Raw genomic sequence first — 14,168 nt, forward strand, 5'->3', positions numbered from 1 at the left:
TCATGATGACACTGGCATATGCAGCAGCAACATTTCTTTCTACAATTGCTGAAGGAGTTGTATCTACAGCGAGTTTCTTATTCGTCTACCAAGCAGATACTCCTGAAGAACTATTAAAATAGGAGAGTACCTTATGGATAAAATATCGGTAACAAAGAATAGCAATGGCGAAGGACTCGCTCTTTTGGGTGTAGACAGAATATTATATTTGGAGTATTACAGGGCAATAAATAGAATCTTAGTTCATACAAAAGATGAAGTGTTTTATACTGTCGGAACTTTAGTTTATTGGCTTGAATTATTAAACCGTAATGGACATAGATTCGTTCGTGCTGATCGCAATGGGATAGCAAACCTTAGTAAAATAAAAGTTATGGACAAAGCATTATATCGAGGGTATTTCGAGGATGATGCCAGTGGTAAATATTGCCCCTTTGCTGAATCAAGATTTAAAGCTGTATCTAAAAAAGTAAGTTATTCTTATCAATCCTAATAGTCGCCGCGAGGCGGCTTTTTTTATTAAATAATCATTATAACATGTATATGCCAAAAATGTTGTCGAAACTAAATTTTGCATTAGATAATTTGAGCGTGCGAGAAAGAATATGAATATGCACAAATATGGTATAAAGTGTAATTATAAAAGCTGGAGATAAAAAATATTGACAATATATTATATTTCAGTATTGTTGACACATTGCTTTGGGGAGTAGTTAAAACTACTCTGTCCCGTTGCTATAATTTCCAGTTATACAATTGAGACTCTTTGCACTTCAAAGTGATGCACATTGCTCTCATTTGAAGGGGGGACATGGGACGTTTGCTGGTTTCAAATAAAGAGATCATTGCAGCTGACATTTTTATCCCGGTCTTCTTGTAAACTTTTTCGGATAATTGATCCTGAGTTAACTTTTTATTTATCCGAATGGAACGCAACAGGCACTCCCCTCGGGTTAGTGCCATGATAACCTCCTATTAAAATTTCACATAAAGAGGTGATGATGTTCGAACGAATTATAACACTTAGTATAAAAAAGACCAAGGGTCTGCCCTGGATGGCAAACCCTTGTGTGAGAATTTAATTAATTTTTCATTTTTAATGTAACACATTTCGAACTATTTGGTAACAGGGTTCAAATTCTAAATCCCTATTGACAAGTAAAATTAGTATTCATTGTAAATGATACATAGAGAGAGGTATTAACAATGGGAGAACCACATAAAAATTTAGGCTTAAGGGCTGCACGGATTAGAGCAGGCAAGACACTAGAAGAAGTATCTATTTTAACTAAACTCCCCAGAGAGAATATAATTGGGTATGAAATGGCGCCTGGTGAAGTTCCTGCAAGCGAAGCGCTTATTTTAGCGAAAATATATCACACAACGGTTGATCAAATATGCTTTGAATAAAAAAGAAGAGAACCCATGGTAACTCCATAGGTTCTCTTCTTTTTTTACCCATAAAATACCCACAAAGTTGACGTTTCTTATAGTTTTCCGCTTACTTCCGAATGGCTTTGAATTCCCTCTTATATGTTGTAGCATCATGCATTCATGGTCTTGCTTTCTCTCTGAGTAACATGGATTCCCTCAATAAATGATATGGAGCCTATGTATACAGGTGCAGGTATAGCGATATCTACACTTGCTCTCGGGTTGCTGTTTCTGTGTTATCTGTGGACTTCCAGAATCATGAATATTCCACTGTAAAGGAGGTGAAATAAATGATTTGGCTAAGCGGCACCATCACGTTGGTGTTGACACATGGTTGGGGTTTGCTCCTCCTGAAATGCGGCTCTCGCTACTCCGGGCTACGCTCACTCCCAATGGAAGGGCTGCGCCTGCGGCGGCTGGGTGAACCCTTCCTTTGGCTGATCGACACCTGGAAGCTTGGAAGCCACATTCCAGCTGTCATGTTCCGGATTCAGCGCTCACTTCAGCGGACCTACGGCAACCGTTACAGCGCAGAGCGGACACTGCTTTTCATGGGAGAAATGATCACCTACAGTTGGCTCTTCCTGACAGCTGGATGTGCGTACGCGCTATTTAGCGGGGAGAAAGCCGGGATTGCACTTGGAGGGATGCTGGCGGTAATATTGCCGTTTGCCCTGGTCAGTGACCTGCATAAGAAGGTGCGTCTGCGGGAGCAGAATATCATGCTTGAGCTGCCGGAACTGCTGAACAGCATCGTGCTCCTGGTAGGTGCAGGTGAGACGGTGCAGAGAGCAATCATCCGTTGTGTGGAAAGCCGCAAAGGGGACATGGCACATCCGCTTTACAAGGAGTTGCACAAAATGACTGCCGAGTGGGACAGCGGCTATTCGTTTCAGCAAGCTTTTGAGAATTTCAGCAAACGCTGTGCGGTACAGGAGGTTTCTTTGTTCACTACCACTGTTCTGCTTAATTACCGTAGGGGTGGAGCGGATTTTGTCTTGTCGCTGCGTGACCTCTCGCGGATACTCTGGGAGAAGCGGAAGTCTGTCAGCCGGACGCGCGGGGAACAGGCTTCCTCGAAGCTGGTTTTTCCGATGGTGGTCATCTTTTTAATTGTTATTGTGCTGGTGGGAGCACCGGCGCTCATGATGCTCAAAATGTAGAGGAGGAAGCTGTGTATGAGTTCAATGATGGTGGAAGCTGTAAAGCGCTTTTGGAAGGATGAGGAAGGACTAGGTACATTGGAGATGATTATGATCATCGCTGTGTTGATTGCAGTAGTATTAATATTCCGTACGGAAATTGTGAAGGTCGTAAAAGATCTGATTGCTACAGCGGGTGAAAAGAGCCAGGAAGTTTTTGAGTGAGCACACTCCGGAAAGACGAGGGCAGCTTTACTATTGAAGCCTCTCTATTGTTGCCGATCATTATGTGCATCACTATGCTGCTGCTGTTCTTCTGCTTGTACAGCTACCAGAAGTCGATGCTTCTGCAGGTAGCTTCAGCCGCTACGGAACGCGCTGCTTACAATTGGGATAACAGCCACAAAGAAACGAAGGGTTCTTACGCCATTGGCGAATATGATTCTCTCTATTGGCGTATTGGCGACGACGATCTGCTCTCCTCTTTGTTCGGTATCGGTGCGCCAGAGGGCGGAGCAGCTATTACGCTGCCTGCTGCCGGGGATGGAGGCACTCTGCCTGTGGTCAAGCTTACGCATGCATCCGCTATGGTTCCGGCAAATATGCCAGGAGAGATGAACTATGCGTATAGCCTTACGGGACGTAAAGTAAGCGCAGAGCTGAAGCGGGTACTGAATTTGCCTGTGCTGGACGAAATTCTGTCCGACAAGGCAGTGCCGGTGGTGCAGGCCCGGTCCGTAATTGCTGAACCTGTTGAATTCATCCGCACCGTTGATCTAATGCGTTATTATGGAGCCAAATTCAAGGGTAATGCGGATAGCGCCAAGTCAGGGACAGGCATGGACAAGAAAAATGCTGCCGTCATGATGAGCAAGCTGCATTAAACAAGTTGAATTAGCTTAATTCCTAATGAATATGGGACAGCAACTGAGGGGCGAAAGGAGGATATGACACGCTTGAAGGCAGAGAAAGGGCATACTTTTGAAAGAGTGGTAAGATACATGGTCAACGGGTATACCCGATCCGAAGGTTCAGTCTCTATCTTTTTAATTATGGTGCTGGCATTTGTCTTTCTATTTACCGCAGTGCTGATTGACTATGCACGCATTGCGGCTGTAAACGTCCAGGAAGAGCGTTTGGCCAGAGCTGCAGTCCGCTCAGTAATGTCTTCATATGATATCGAACTGAAAGATAAATACGGACTGTTCGCCTATGGCGGCAATGACGGTGATCAGCTTTTGGCCGGTGTGCTGAATGATAATCTGTATGAGAGCGGGCGCGGTGATTCGTTTAATCTTCTGCCCTTGGGTCTGGATTCCTCCTCCTTAAGCTGGAGCCGCCCGCTTGGAAGCTATGACATTTTCCGGCGGCAGATTGTGGAAGAGATGAAGTACAAGGCGCCGATTGATTTCGCCCTAGAGCTGGCTGGCAAATTCAAGCCGCTGTCTGCGGCCATGGGTGAGGCTTCACGGACAACCAAGGTGCTCGGCAAGCTTCAGCCTTTGTATGATGAGCGTGAGGAAGCGCTGGATCAGATGCTGAAGTCGCGGAAGCAGGCAGGGGAGAGTGGACAAGCACTGCAGGAGCTGATCATGAATCCACCTGGTGGTAGAATGATACCCGCTACATTAGGCACCATTGGCACTGCTGCGGATATTGCGGCTATGTACGGCGACTATGTGGGCAAATATTATGCTGATTTGTATCGTGATGAGAAAAGGTCTGCACAGTACCAGGGGCTTTTGGCGGCTTATATACAGCAATCCGGTGAACTGCTTGCCCGGTTTCCTGATGCACAGGCTTCTTATCAAGAGAAACAATCGCGTTATTTGGAGGAGGCGGCAGCCGCGCTGGAGCGGGCGAAAACTTTGAATGCCCAAATGAAAAGCCTGCTTGAGCAGTCACGAAACAGCGGGCCGGACGATGCGCAGAATTCAGCCCGAGACTGGGATATCCCGGACACTTCAGCTGAGTTAAGTGCAGATCCCATTAAAAAGCTGCGCGAGCAGGAAGATTCGCTTATCCTCACAGCAAACGAGGTCAGCACGATGGAAAATAGCTTGTCAGCACAGCTGACAGCTTCACAGGCCGTGGTACCGAAGGTGGTTCTTTTGCCAGGAAGCTTGAGCCCGGCTTCGGGACTTAATGCCGACGTTTCCAGCATGAATGCCAGTATTCTCAACGCTTCGGAAGCGGTGAATAATTATTTGCGCAATTATGGAAACGCGGGGACGCTGATTGCTTCCGAAAGTGCTCAAATTGAAGCACATCGCACATATGATAACCAGCGTAAGCAAGTGGAGCAGGAAGCTAAAGGCAAGCTTAGCGAGGCCATGAAGCTGCTGGATCAGATTCGCGGTCTTGGCGCGAGCGCCGGGGAAGCTATGAAACGTTATCAGACTCTGCATAAGTATTACAACGACAATATCGCTTTCAACACGGGAGTGGATCAGCCAACTGAGCCAGGGACTGCTGATCAGAATCCCTATACTGCCGGGAGCGCCTCTATGGTTAAAGTGGACAGTCTCTATGCTGCAATGGGCAATGTGCTGGAGGGGGCCAGGGACAGGCTATTTCAGACAGAGTATTCGGCGCTGTATTTTCCTCCCTTTGATATTTCACAGCTGGCCGGTCTGGCCTCAGGCTCTGTAAATGAAGGAGCAGGAAGGCTGGCGGATCAGCTTGATCCTAATGCCCAGGAGCTGGAGTATATTCTGTATGGATTTTATAACCCTGCCGGGAATATAGCGGCAGCTTACGGGGAGATTTTTGCAGTGCGGCTGGCTATACGTACCATGGAGGGATTTACAGAACGTGCGGGGCTTGCCAATCCGCTGCTGATATTGGCAGCAGCACTTCTGTACGGAGTTGAGCAGGCAGTACAGGATATGCTGCTGTTATGTAAAAATGGTGAAATTCCACTGTCCAAATACATACCTGTCAAGCTGAGCTACCGGGACTATCTGCGGCTGTTTCTGGTGTTGCATGGAGGGGGCGACGTTCAATTGTCGCGTATGCTGGCCTTAATCCGGCTGAATACAGGAAGCAACTTGGATGAGAAATATACATACACAGCAGCGGATATCAAGATGGCTATGCCATTATGGTTTTTGCCGGGAGTGGTGAAGCTGCTGGATTATGGTACAGGTCTTTCCGGTGAAGTGAAGGGCAAATTATATTACCGGACTGTGCAGGCTGATTTTTCTTACTAGCGGGAGGTGGAACCAGGTGGGGTATGGGAATCGGAAGCAAAAAAATCCGGGATCTGAAGGCAGTATGGTAGTAGAAGCCGCAATGGTCCTTCCTATGTTTCTGCTCTTTGTCCTGTTCCTGATCTTCATCGTGCAAATGACCTTATATTCAACTGCGCTGCAGAGCACGGCTTCGGATACGGTAAAAGTGATCTCGACTCATATGTACCCTGCTGCGTTGGCAGCACAGAAATGGGAGGACAAGAAAGGAGATGCTGCCGGTGGTCCTGGCGGAGCGGGAGCGGCTTCGGACGGTGCTGCATCCACGTATAAATGGAGCGTTCCGCGGCTCTCACTTGAAGAGTGGAGTGACAGCTATGTGGCAGATTTGCCTGAACCAATAGCGGATTGGGTTAGCGCAGCTGTAAAGCGGGGTGAAGAACCTTTGCAGGAACTACAGGCAGAGGCATCCGAAGGCGTACTGGATCTAGCGCTCAAGCCTGTAATGAAACCTTATCTATCCACAGACTGGCTGGATTATGACCGCATACATGTTTCGAATGTGATTGTCCCGGACCTGAAGACGGGGTCGCGGCCATACTTTGGACTTGTGGTGAGTTATGCGCTGCCGATGAAGGTACCTTTTCTGAATCAGCGCATTGTGCTTGAGGCCAGTGCGGTGGAGCGCTTGTGGATAGGGAATACAGATGCGGAAGGCGATGAAGACAGCTCAGCAGGTGAAGATGACCATAGCACTATTGTGATTCTGGAGAAACCAAATCCAGGAGTAGCGAATGATCAGGGCAGGATCCGGGTTAAGATACCGCCTAATGCTTCTGCCAGTCTGTCTATCTTCTACAAGAGCGGTCAGAGTACGGCTAAATATTTAGGGTGGAAGCAGGCGGATGCGAACGGATATCTTGAGTGGGAATGGAAAATCGGGGTTAACACTACTCCGGGTACATGGCCATTTGTTATTCAGCTGGAGGATGGAACCTCTCTGGAGGCGACCTTTACAGTGGTGAAAAGAAATCAAGTGAAAGAAGTGAAATGATAATGACGGTATGGGCATTCTGGAGCTGCCTGCTATTTCTCGCAGCGGCACTCCTTATGGATATCCGTTTCATGAGAATACCGAACTGGATTACGCTTCCGCTATTGATCGTAGGACTGATTGCGCAGGGTGTGATGAATGGACGTCACGGAATCCTAACGGCTATATGTGGTGCAGGTGCAGGGTTTTTGCTGCTGCTGATCATGCATGTTCTGGGGGCGGTTGGAGCTGGGGATGTGAAGCTTTTTGCGGGAATCGGTGCCTGGACTGGGATATTGTTCACACTGCAGGTCACTGTCTATTCTGTATTGTTCGGTGCAGTAATTGGTTGGATTATCGTTCTCGCAAAACATGAAACGGGAAGCCGTGTAAGAGGGATTATCAGCAGAAGTGCCGGGTTTCTAATGCTCAGGGATCCCCGGATATTGAAGACCGGAAGCAAGGAAGCGTTGAAATTCCCTTTTATGCTGGCAGTTATGCCGGGGTTCATCTGTGCTTATTTGTACTTATAATGAAGAGGTGAGGAGTATTGTTCGGATTAAGCCGTGATTTTGTACAGCAGGACGGTATTTCGATGCTGCTCAGCAAGCCTGGGGGGCTAAGACCGGCAGAGCTTAATATGATTCAGGCCCGGATGCTGATGAATTCAGGAATTCCTCATCATCTGAGGCTGCAGCTCCGGGAAATAGATTTGCAGGTAACCCTGGAATATGCGCTGTCCCGCCGGAAAATGCTCAGTCATCTCCTGAAAGGGGAGAAGCTTGGCTTGTCCGATTTCTTCGGACTGCTGCTGCAGATTGCGTCGGGGATGGAAGAGGGGCGCCTGTACATGCTGCAGGCTGAACAGTATTTGCTGCATGAGGATTATATTTTTATCGATGGGCCACTGCATGGCGGCAAAGTATACCTCACTTATCTCCCTATGCAGTCTGCTGAGAATTCAGTGAGTGCCGGAAGAGCGCTAACGGCATTGATTATGGCGCTTATGGCGTCCGTGAGAGAACTGTCCGGTGACGGGGTTCAGAGGCTGTTGCAATACTGCGGGGAGGAGGGGTTCACTCCGGGAGGGCTAAAGGAACTTCTGGCAGAGCTGTTGACAGAGGGTGGAGGGACAAAATGGCATTCGGATACTGTCCGGCCTGCACCAAGTACCCTTATGCCTGATGTACATGTACCCGCTGTAGAGAGAAGTATTCAGAAACGGAGTGGTTCATTGCCTGGCGTTACTCTACCCGGTGAAGAGCAGCGCAGGGCGGATCAGAGTTTCGTGAGTGTGGCTGCAGAGCCTCCCAAGCCAACTCCATGGATGAGCGGCTATCCGAGGCTAAAGCTGAAGGAGGAACAGCAGCAGCTGATGGCGGATGATCGGGATCTTGGGAGCAAAGCGGCTCCCGATACCTCTGCTTACAGAACCTATGCAATGCTGGGTGGTGTTGTGGCCGATGCGGTGTTGTGGAAGTTCCTATATATGAACCATCCCAAACCGCTTTGGATGGTTGTATGTGTACTTGCGACGGTCATGCTAGGTGTATTCTGCTGGCTGGTATGGAGTGGAAGGCTGATCTTGGGTGGTACCCAGGCAGATGAAGAAGCAGGAGACGAGATTGGGGCTAAGGGCCGGAGGACTCCTAAAGAGCTGGAATGGGACTTTGGCCGAAACACTGCAGTTTCTTCTAATAAAGTAGATACTTCAAGGGCACCCGTTCCGGTACGAAACTTGGAGCACCCTATTCACAATGACATTCACACTACGGTGACGAAAACCGAATGGCCGGAACGCAGTCTAGCCAAAGCACCGGTTCCAACACCTCCATTATTTGTAGAGGCTACAGCACTGCTGCAGCATGACTCCCACTCCAGGAAGGAACAGGAGCAGGAAGTGGGGCGTGCGATACCCTATCTTGAAAGAATTCAGGAAAACGCAGGCGGGATTCCGGAAAAGATCGAACTGAACCGTCCCAGTTTTCTTATCGGCCGATCTCCTGATGTAGCTCAGTATGTGGAGAAGTCTGAGGGGGTCTCGAGAGTGCATGCAGAGATTTCCAAGAGTGCGGGAGGATATATCCTGAAGGATCTGGACTCCAGAAATGGAACTCTGTTTCAGGGAGAGGCGATGATTCCATACAAGGAGTATCCACTGACTGAGGGAACGATGTTCACTATAGTAAAAGGATGCTATACTTTCCGTTCCGCCTGAGAGGCGGGGCTGACTGTTATTCCGATTTCAGATGTTCCAATGATGGCTGTAAGGTAGGATAAGTAAAGGAAAACCCGTGCTGCAAGGCTTTGGCAGGGAGTACCCGCTGGCCTTCCAGTAAGATTTCCGACAGTTCACCGACGGCAGCCTTCAGCAGAAACGACGGGATGGGGAACCAGTGTGGCCGATGATATACCTTACCGATCATTTTGCCAAATGTCTCATTGGTAACAGGGTTCGGGGCAGTAGCATTGACAGGACCTTCAATTTCGGGAGTGTGGACACAAAAATCGATCAGCCGGACGATATCAGTGAGATCAATCCAGGACAGCCACTGCTTTCCGCTGCCGATTTTACCGCCGAAGCCGAGCATGTAGGGCAGCTTCATTTTGGGGAAAGCGCCGCTTTCGTTGCCGAGCACTACTCCTGTGCGCAGCTTGACCACTCTTACGTTCTTATAAGCTTCGTCCGCAGCCGCTTCCCAAGCCTTAACAACCTCGGAAGGAAAGTCCATGACATGAGCCGGAGAGGCTTCGTTATAGGTACCCTGCAGTGAAGTTCCGTAAATAGCTACGGCAGAGGACTGGATCACTACGGAAGGTCTGTTCTTCAGTGCATTCAGAAGCTTGGCCACTGCCGAGACGGTTTTAAGACGGGACTGCATAATGGCCTTTTTGCCGCTTGGGGTCCAGCGCTGGCTGAGTGAAGAACCGGCAAGATTAACCAGCGCATCTGCCCCTTCGGCTAGCTCCGGATTTGACGCTAGGCTGTCCCAGGTAAGGAAGCTAAGGCCTGGATGGGCAGCGGTCTGGGATTCAGGCTGCTTGCGGCCGACAACAATGATCTGATGCCCGCCCTGGAGCCAATATTCGGTAAGCTCGCGTCCGATAAATCCGCTGCCGCCGCAGATTACGTATTTCATACAATCGCTCCTTCGGTTACTTAATCAGATGCTGGTAAGGAGAGTAGTCAATGCCGTTCTTTTCAAGGAAGCTGATGAGAAAGCGGTTGTCGCGCCGTGGTGTAGCCACGATATAGCCTCTGATGCAGTGCTCGCGGGTGACCTCCGGCGCATGACTCTCCACGGCGATCCTGCCAATCTCGGCAGCTATGGAGTGCTTGGCGATATCGCGGAAGGGACCCGGCACAGGCTGGACGAGCTGATCCAGAAAAGCTTTCATCTCGTCGCTCCACAGAGGACGGCTGCGTTCGACCCAATAATTTTGCCAGTCCAGCTTGGATTTGCCATCGGCTTTGGGCAGCACTTTGAGAAATTTGCGAAACATAAAATAGCCGCCGATGCACATGCAGCCCAGCAGCAAAAAAGTCCAAAATGCGATGGAGTTCATAAACCAATTGCTCGGTGCTGCGGATAACAAGCTTAAGCTTGATTTAAATGACATGATTACACCGCCTTTGACAATGATGATTGTCACAAACTTCATTCTCATCTAAAGTATAGCGTATTTCTATAGTTTTGCGAAGCGGAAGCAGGTACATGGAGCTTGCCTAGATTTATTTTCCCGATCACGGTAGAATAAGGGTTAATTCGTGAAGGAAAGAGGGAAAAAAGCATGCTGAAAATAGGTTCACATGTGTCCTGTGCGGACAAGGGTCTCCTGAGTGCGGCCAATGAAGCAAACGAGTACGGATCAACCTCATTTATGATATATACAGGTGCGCCGCAGAACACGCGCCGCAAACCAATTGAATCGATGTATCCCGCTGAAGGTAAGCTGGCAATGAAAGAGAACGGTGTGGAAGAAATCGTAGTCCATGCCCCCTACATCATCAACTTGGGTTCCTACAAGGAAAGCACATATCAATTGGCTGTTGATTTTCTGCAAGAGGAAATCCGCCGTACCCATGCGCTTGAGGTGAAACATATTGTACTCCATCCGGGAGCATATACGGACAAGGATGCCGAATACGGCGTACAGCGGATTGCTGATGGCCTGAATGAGGTACTTGACGGTACGAACGAGACGGAAGTGCATATTGCACTGGAAACGATGGCAGGTAAAGGGACAGAGGTGGGCCGCAGCTTCGAAGAAATCGCCTCGATTATCGATAAGGTCACACATAATGAGCGGCTGTCCATCTGCCTCGATACCTGTCACATTCACGATGCCGGATATGATATAGTCGGCGACCTCGATGGTGTGCTTCAGCAGTTTGACCGGATCATTGGCCTGAATCGGCTGGGCGTAGTCCATATCAACGACAGCAAAAATCCGCGCGGAGCGGGCAAAGACCGTCATACCCCTATCGGCTCAGGGTACATTGGCTTTGAAACCATCAACAAGGTAGTTCACCACGAAGCTCTTGCGGGTCTGCCGTTCATTCTGGAGACGCCTTGGATCGGGAAGGAAGCGAAGACACTGCGTCCTATGTACGAGGTGGAAATTGCGCTGCTTCGCGGCAACGTTGCTGAACGGTTCGGAGCGGAGTTCCTCGGTGAGGTTGAGCAGCTGCAGGCCTTTTTTGCCAAACAGGAGCTTGATCCCCGCCAGTATGTGCTGAATGTATGGGAACTGCTGAAGAACGATGCGAAGGCCAAGAAGGTGGACCCGCGTGAGCCTCTGGAACGTTTGTACGATTCGGTTGCCGAGGCACAGCTGTTTCCGCAGCTAAGCGAGGAAGCTGTCAATCAGCGGCTTATTGCCTGGCTGGCAGGCAAGCAATTACTCGTGAACGCATAAGCCAAACTACAGAATGCGCAAGTAGATGAGAGGATGGAAAGAGAACTATGGTGTTGCATGTGAAAAGAGATCATTCGTCAAGCGGACAATACCCGGACCGGGCACGCATGCTTATCTCCTGTCCGGATGGGCCGGGGATTGTGGCTGCAGTATCGCATTTTCTGTACCAGCACGGCGCGAATATTGTTCAGTCGGATCAATATACCATGGACCCGGATGGCGGAATGTTTTTTATGAGAGTGGAGTTTGACCTGCCCAAGCTGGACGAGCGGATTGACGAGGTGCGTTCGATCTTCGGCGGGGTTGCTGAACGTTTCCAGATGAACTGGCAAATTTTCAATGTTAGCCACAAGAAGCGGTTGGCCATCTTTGTCTCCAAAGAGGATCATTGTCTGGTGGAGTTGCTCTGGCAGTGGCAGGCCGGGGATCTCGATGCGGATATCGCGCTGGTTGTCAGCAACCACACGGATATGCAGGCCTATGTGGAATCCTTCGGTATTCCGTTCTATCATATTCCGGTCACGCCAGATACCAAAGTGGAAGCGGAGCAGCGCCAGCTTGAGGTCATCGGAGATGACATTGATGTGATTATTTTGGCGCGCTACATGCAGATTATCTCACCAGCGTTCATAGAGCATTACCGTCACCGGATCATTAACATCCATCATTCGTTCCTTCCGGCGTTCGTTGGCGGCAAGCCCTATGCCCAGGCCTATCAGCGCGGAGTGAAAATTATCGGTGCAACCGCCCATTATGTTACAGAAGAGCTGGACGGCGGTCCCATTATTGAGCAGGACGTGCAGCGGGTCAGCCACAGCGATGACGTGAACGAGCTAAAACGCATCGGGCGCACCATTGAGCGGGTCGTTCTGGCCCGGGCAGTCAAATGGCATATCGAAGACAGAATTCTTGTACATCATAACAAGACAGTGGTTTTTAATTAATTGGAATTTCTCCGGTGAACAGCAGCAGTCATGCTGTATTTTGACAGTGTCTGCCGTTCACCGGAATCCTTCTCCTGCCGGGAGCTTGCTCCCGCAGTTATCCTCAAGCCCAGTAACTCCTCATTGATAATCTAATACTTTTCTCAACCACAACAGGTGAAAAAGCATATTACCTAGAAAGTTGAATAATCCCTTGGTGTATAAGGGTTTTAATGTTCTATGGATGCCGAAGGGTAACATTTGGGTAACAAAAGGATTTTTTATAGGCTTCTGAGCATCTCTGCAAACTTGGTGGAAGCCTCTTTTTTCTTCTGTTTTGTCACATGCCAATATACCTTTTTTGTTACGGTGTCATCTTCATGACCCAACCGGTCCATAATCTCTTGCAGTCCAATTCCCAACTCAGCAAGTAAGGAAACGTGAGTGTGCCTAAATTTGTGTGGTGTAATGTTCGGGTTCAAATTTGCTATCTTGAGCAAACGATCTGTTCGAGCTTCAATGAATTCTATATATTCAGGATAGCCATAATACGATTTCATTTTAGCAATTACAAAATCTTGATCGTGATACGTGTTTCTATGTTTCATCCGAACTTCATTCTGCCGGGCGCGATGCTCTTCCATCACTTTAATCAGATCTTCGTCAATTTCAATAATTCGGATGGAGCTTTTTGTTTTTGGTGTGGTTAGCTCATATTCTTCGATAGCTCCGCCGTCTCTGAAAATCGTCTTATTAATACTTATCCGATGCTTTTCAAAATCAATATTCTTCCACTTAAGCGCACAAAGCTCCCCGACTCGCAACCCTGTGTATGCAAGTATCATAAATATAACGTAATCTCTTTCCAATCCCCTGGTCTTAGCAGTTTCAAGGAATAAGGCCAACTCTTCTTTTTCCAAGTAGCTTAATTCTTCGTCTTTATTCTCCAGTTGCTCAACAGTTTCTCTTGTCCGGGGGATATATGAATATAATGTAGGGTCCGTTTTGATTACTGATTTCTCCATTGCCCATTTGAATATCAATTTACCTGTATTTTGTATGCCCACTAGAGTGCTGTGGGCCAATCCTGTTGCATGTAACTCATTCAGTGCATTTTGATAGGTGACTAAATTAATGTCTTTCATCTTCAAATATTGCAGGTATGGCATCAGGTTTTTTATCGTATATCTACGCATTCTAACCGTTCCAGGCTTAACTTTACCGGTAGACTGATAGTATTTGTACCAATTCTCCGAAAACTCTTTGAAGGTGGTATTATGCTCTTCTACAAAGGTCCCTTGTTGCAACTCCACCAGCATAATAGCTGCCGCTGCTTCGGCATCACCCTTCGTATCAAATCCACCTTTCTTTTTTTGTCTACGCTTCCCGGTTTGAGGATGTATACCGGCATCAATAATAAATGACCACTTCGCCCCGCAGCCGCACTTCTTACTCTGTTTGCCTGGACATTTACAATGAGGCTTATAAAAATGACCTTTCACCTGGATCACTCCTTAACTCTCTC

15 protein-coding genes are annotated in these 14,168 nt (G+C 48.3%); 12 read left to right on the plus strand and 3 right to left on the minus strand.

Annotated features, from left to right (window positions below):
• Positions 1–2: 2 nt before the first annotated feature.
• From A3848_RS09955 to A3848_RS10005, 10 genes are all read left to right on the plus strand, one after another.
• On the plus strand, positions 3–122 hold the full coding sequence (locus tag A3848_RS09955) for a cyclic lactone autoinducer peptide (RefSeq protein ID WP_074084808.1): 120 nt from the start codon (positions 3–5) through the stop codon (positions 120–122).
• Between the two features lie 11 nt (positions 123–133).
• The gene (locus tag A3848_RS09960) at positions 134–493 is read left to right on the plus strand and encodes a LytTR family DNA-binding domain-containing protein (protein WP_074084809.1); all 360 of its coding nucleotides are present in this window, start codon (positions 134–136) and stop codon (positions 491–493) included.
• Between the two features lie 713 nt (positions 494–1,206).
• Positions 1,207–1,410, plus strand: a complete 204-nt coding sequence (locus A3848_RS09970; protein ID WP_074084811.1) for a helix-turn-helix domain-containing protein — start codon at positions 1,207–1,209, stop codon at positions 1,408–1,410.
• 314 nt (positions 1,411–1,724) lie between these two features.
• Positions 1,725–2,597 carry a type II secretion system F family protein gene (locus A3848_RS09975; RefSeq protein WP_074084812.1) on the plus strand — a complete coding sequence of 291 codons (873 nt, stop codon included), beginning with the start codon at positions 1,725–1,727 and terminating at the stop codon, positions 2,595–2,597.
• Between the two features lie 15 nt (positions 2,598–2,612).
• Positions 2,613–2,801, plus strand: coding sequence for a Flp1 family type IVb pilin (locus A3848_RS09980; protein WP_074084813.1), 189 nt, complete (start codon positions 2,613–2,615; stop codon positions 2,799–2,801).
• Complete coding sequence (locus tag A3848_RS09985) at positions 2,798–3,460, plus strand: TadE/TadG family type IV pilus assembly protein (RefSeq protein WP_074084814.1); 663 nt, start codon at positions 2,798–2,800, stop codon at positions 3,458–3,460. The genes A3848_RS09980 and A3848_RS09985 overlap by 4 nt, the downstream gene beginning before the upstream one ends.
• 63 nt (positions 3,461–3,523) lie before the next feature.
• Positions 3,524–5,788, plus strand: coding sequence for a hypothetical protein (locus tag A3848_RS09990; protein ID WP_178381956.1), 2,265 nt, complete (start codon positions 3,524–3,526; stop codon positions 5,786–5,788).
• A 16-nt stretch (positions 5,789–5,804) separates the two neighbouring features.
• On the plus strand, positions 5,805–6,821 hold the full coding sequence (locus A3848_RS09995; protein WP_074084815.1) for a TadE/TadG family type IV pilus assembly protein: 1,017 nt from the start codon (positions 5,805–5,807) through the stop codon (positions 6,819–6,821).
• A gap of 2 nt (positions 6,822–6,823) precedes the next feature.
• Positions 6,824–7,333 (plus strand): A24 family peptidase, encoded by a 510-nt coding sequence (locus A3848_RS10000; RefSeq protein ID WP_074084816.1) that lies wholly within the window; start codon positions 6,824–6,826, stop codon positions 7,331–7,333.
• A 17-nt stretch (positions 7,334–7,350) separates the two neighbouring features.
• Positions 7,351–9,018 (plus strand): DUF6382 and FHA domain-containing protein, encoded by a 1,668-nt coding sequence (locus A3848_RS10005; RefSeq protein WP_074084817.1) that lies wholly within the window; start codon positions 7,351–7,353, stop codon positions 9,016–9,018.
• Positions 9,019–9,034: 16 nt separating this feature from the next.
• Here the strand turns inward: A3848_RS10005 and A3848_RS10010 are convergent, their stop codons facing one another.
• Both A3848_RS10010 and A3848_RS10015 read right to left on the minus strand, forming a co-directional pair.
• Complete coding sequence (locus A3848_RS10010; RefSeq protein WP_074084818.1) at positions 9,035–9,940, minus strand: TIGR01777 family oxidoreductase; 906 nt, start codon at positions 9,938–9,940, stop codon at positions 9,035–9,037.
• A 16-nt stretch (positions 9,941–9,956) separates the two neighbouring features.
• The gene (locus tag A3848_RS10015; RefSeq protein WP_074084942.1) at positions 9,957–10,421 is read right to left on the minus strand and encodes a DUF2621 domain-containing protein; all 465 of its coding nucleotides are present in this window, start codon (positions 10,419–10,421) and stop codon (positions 9,957–9,959) included.
• Between the two features lie 171 nt (positions 10,422–10,592).
• Between A3848_RS10015 and A3848_RS10020 the strand changes: the two genes are divergently transcribed.
• A complete protein-coding gene (locus tag A3848_RS10020) occupies positions 10,593–11,720 on the plus strand; it encodes a deoxyribonuclease IV (RefSeq protein ID WP_074084819.1) in 1,128 nt (375 codons plus the stop codon).
• A 47-nt stretch (positions 11,721–11,767) separates the two neighbouring features.
• Positions 11,768–12,664, plus strand: a complete 897-nt coding sequence (gene purU / locus A3848_RS10025) for a formyltetrahydrofolate deformylase (RefSeq protein ID WP_074084820.1) — start codon at positions 11,768–11,770, stop codon at positions 12,662–12,664.
• A 260-nt stretch (positions 12,665–12,924) separates the two neighbouring features.
• Here purU and A3848_RS10030 read toward each other — a convergent pair whose 3' ends face one another.
• Complete coding sequence (locus A3848_RS10030) at positions 12,925–14,145, minus strand: site-specific integrase (RefSeq protein WP_074084821.1); 1,221 nt, start codon at positions 14,143–14,145, stop codon at positions 12,925–12,927.
• Between the last annotated feature and the right edge of the window lie 23 nt (positions 14,146–14,168).

The organism is Paenibacillus sp. P32E (genome assembly GCF_001909085.1).
Classification (GTDB): domain Bacteria; phylum Bacillota; class Bacilli; order Paenibacillales; family Paenibacillaceae; genus Paenibacillus_AQ; species Paenibacillus_AQ helianthi.

What these genes read in the sequence shown, in the direction of transcription:
- A3848_RS09955 (WP_074084808.1), top strand. Translation starts at nt 3, where the DNA reads ATGATGACACTGGCATATGCAGCAGCAACATTTCTTTCTACAATTGCT.
- A3848_RS10020 (WP_074084819.1), top strand. Translation starts at nt 10,593, where the DNA reads ATGCTGAAAATAGGTTCACATGTGTCCTGTGCGGACAAGGGTCTCCTG.
- A3848_RS09960 (WP_074084809.1), top strand. Translation starts at nt 134, where the DNA reads ATGGATAAAATATCGGTAACAAAGAATAGCAATGGCGAAGGACTCGCT.
- A3848_RS09975 (WP_074084812.1), top strand. Translation starts at nt 1,725, where the DNA reads ATGATTTGGCTAAGCGGCACCATCACGTTGGTGTTGACACATGGTTGG.
- A3848_RS10000 (WP_074084816.1), top strand. Translation starts at nt 6,824, where the DNA reads ATGACGGTATGGGCATTCTGGAGCTGCCTGCTATTTCTCGCAGCGGCA.
- A3848_RS09980 (WP_074084813.1), top strand. Translation starts at nt 2,613, where the DNA reads ATGAGTTCAATGATGGTGGAAGCTGTAAAGCGCTTTTGGAAGGATGAG.
- A3848_RS09990 (WP_178381956.1), top strand. Translation starts at nt 3,524, where the DNA reads ATGACACGCTTGAAGGCAGAGAAAGGGCATACTTTTGAAAGAGTGGTA.
- A3848_RS09970 (WP_074084811.1), top strand. Translation starts at nt 1,207, where the DNA reads ATGGGAGAACCACATAAAAATTTAGGCTTAAGGGCTGCACGGATTAGA.
- A3848_RS10010 (WP_074084818.1), bottom strand. Translation starts at nt 9,940, where the DNA reads ATGAAATACGTAATCTGCGGCGGCAGCGGATTTATCGGACGCGAGCTT.
- purU (WP_074084820.1), top strand. Translation starts at nt 11,768, where the DNA reads ATGGTGTTGCATGTGAAAAGAGATCATTCGTCAAGCGGACAATACCCG.
- A3848_RS10015 (WP_074084942.1), bottom strand. Translation starts at nt 10,421, where the DNA reads ATGTCATTTAAATCAAGCTTAAGCTTGTTATCCGCAGCACCGAGCAAT.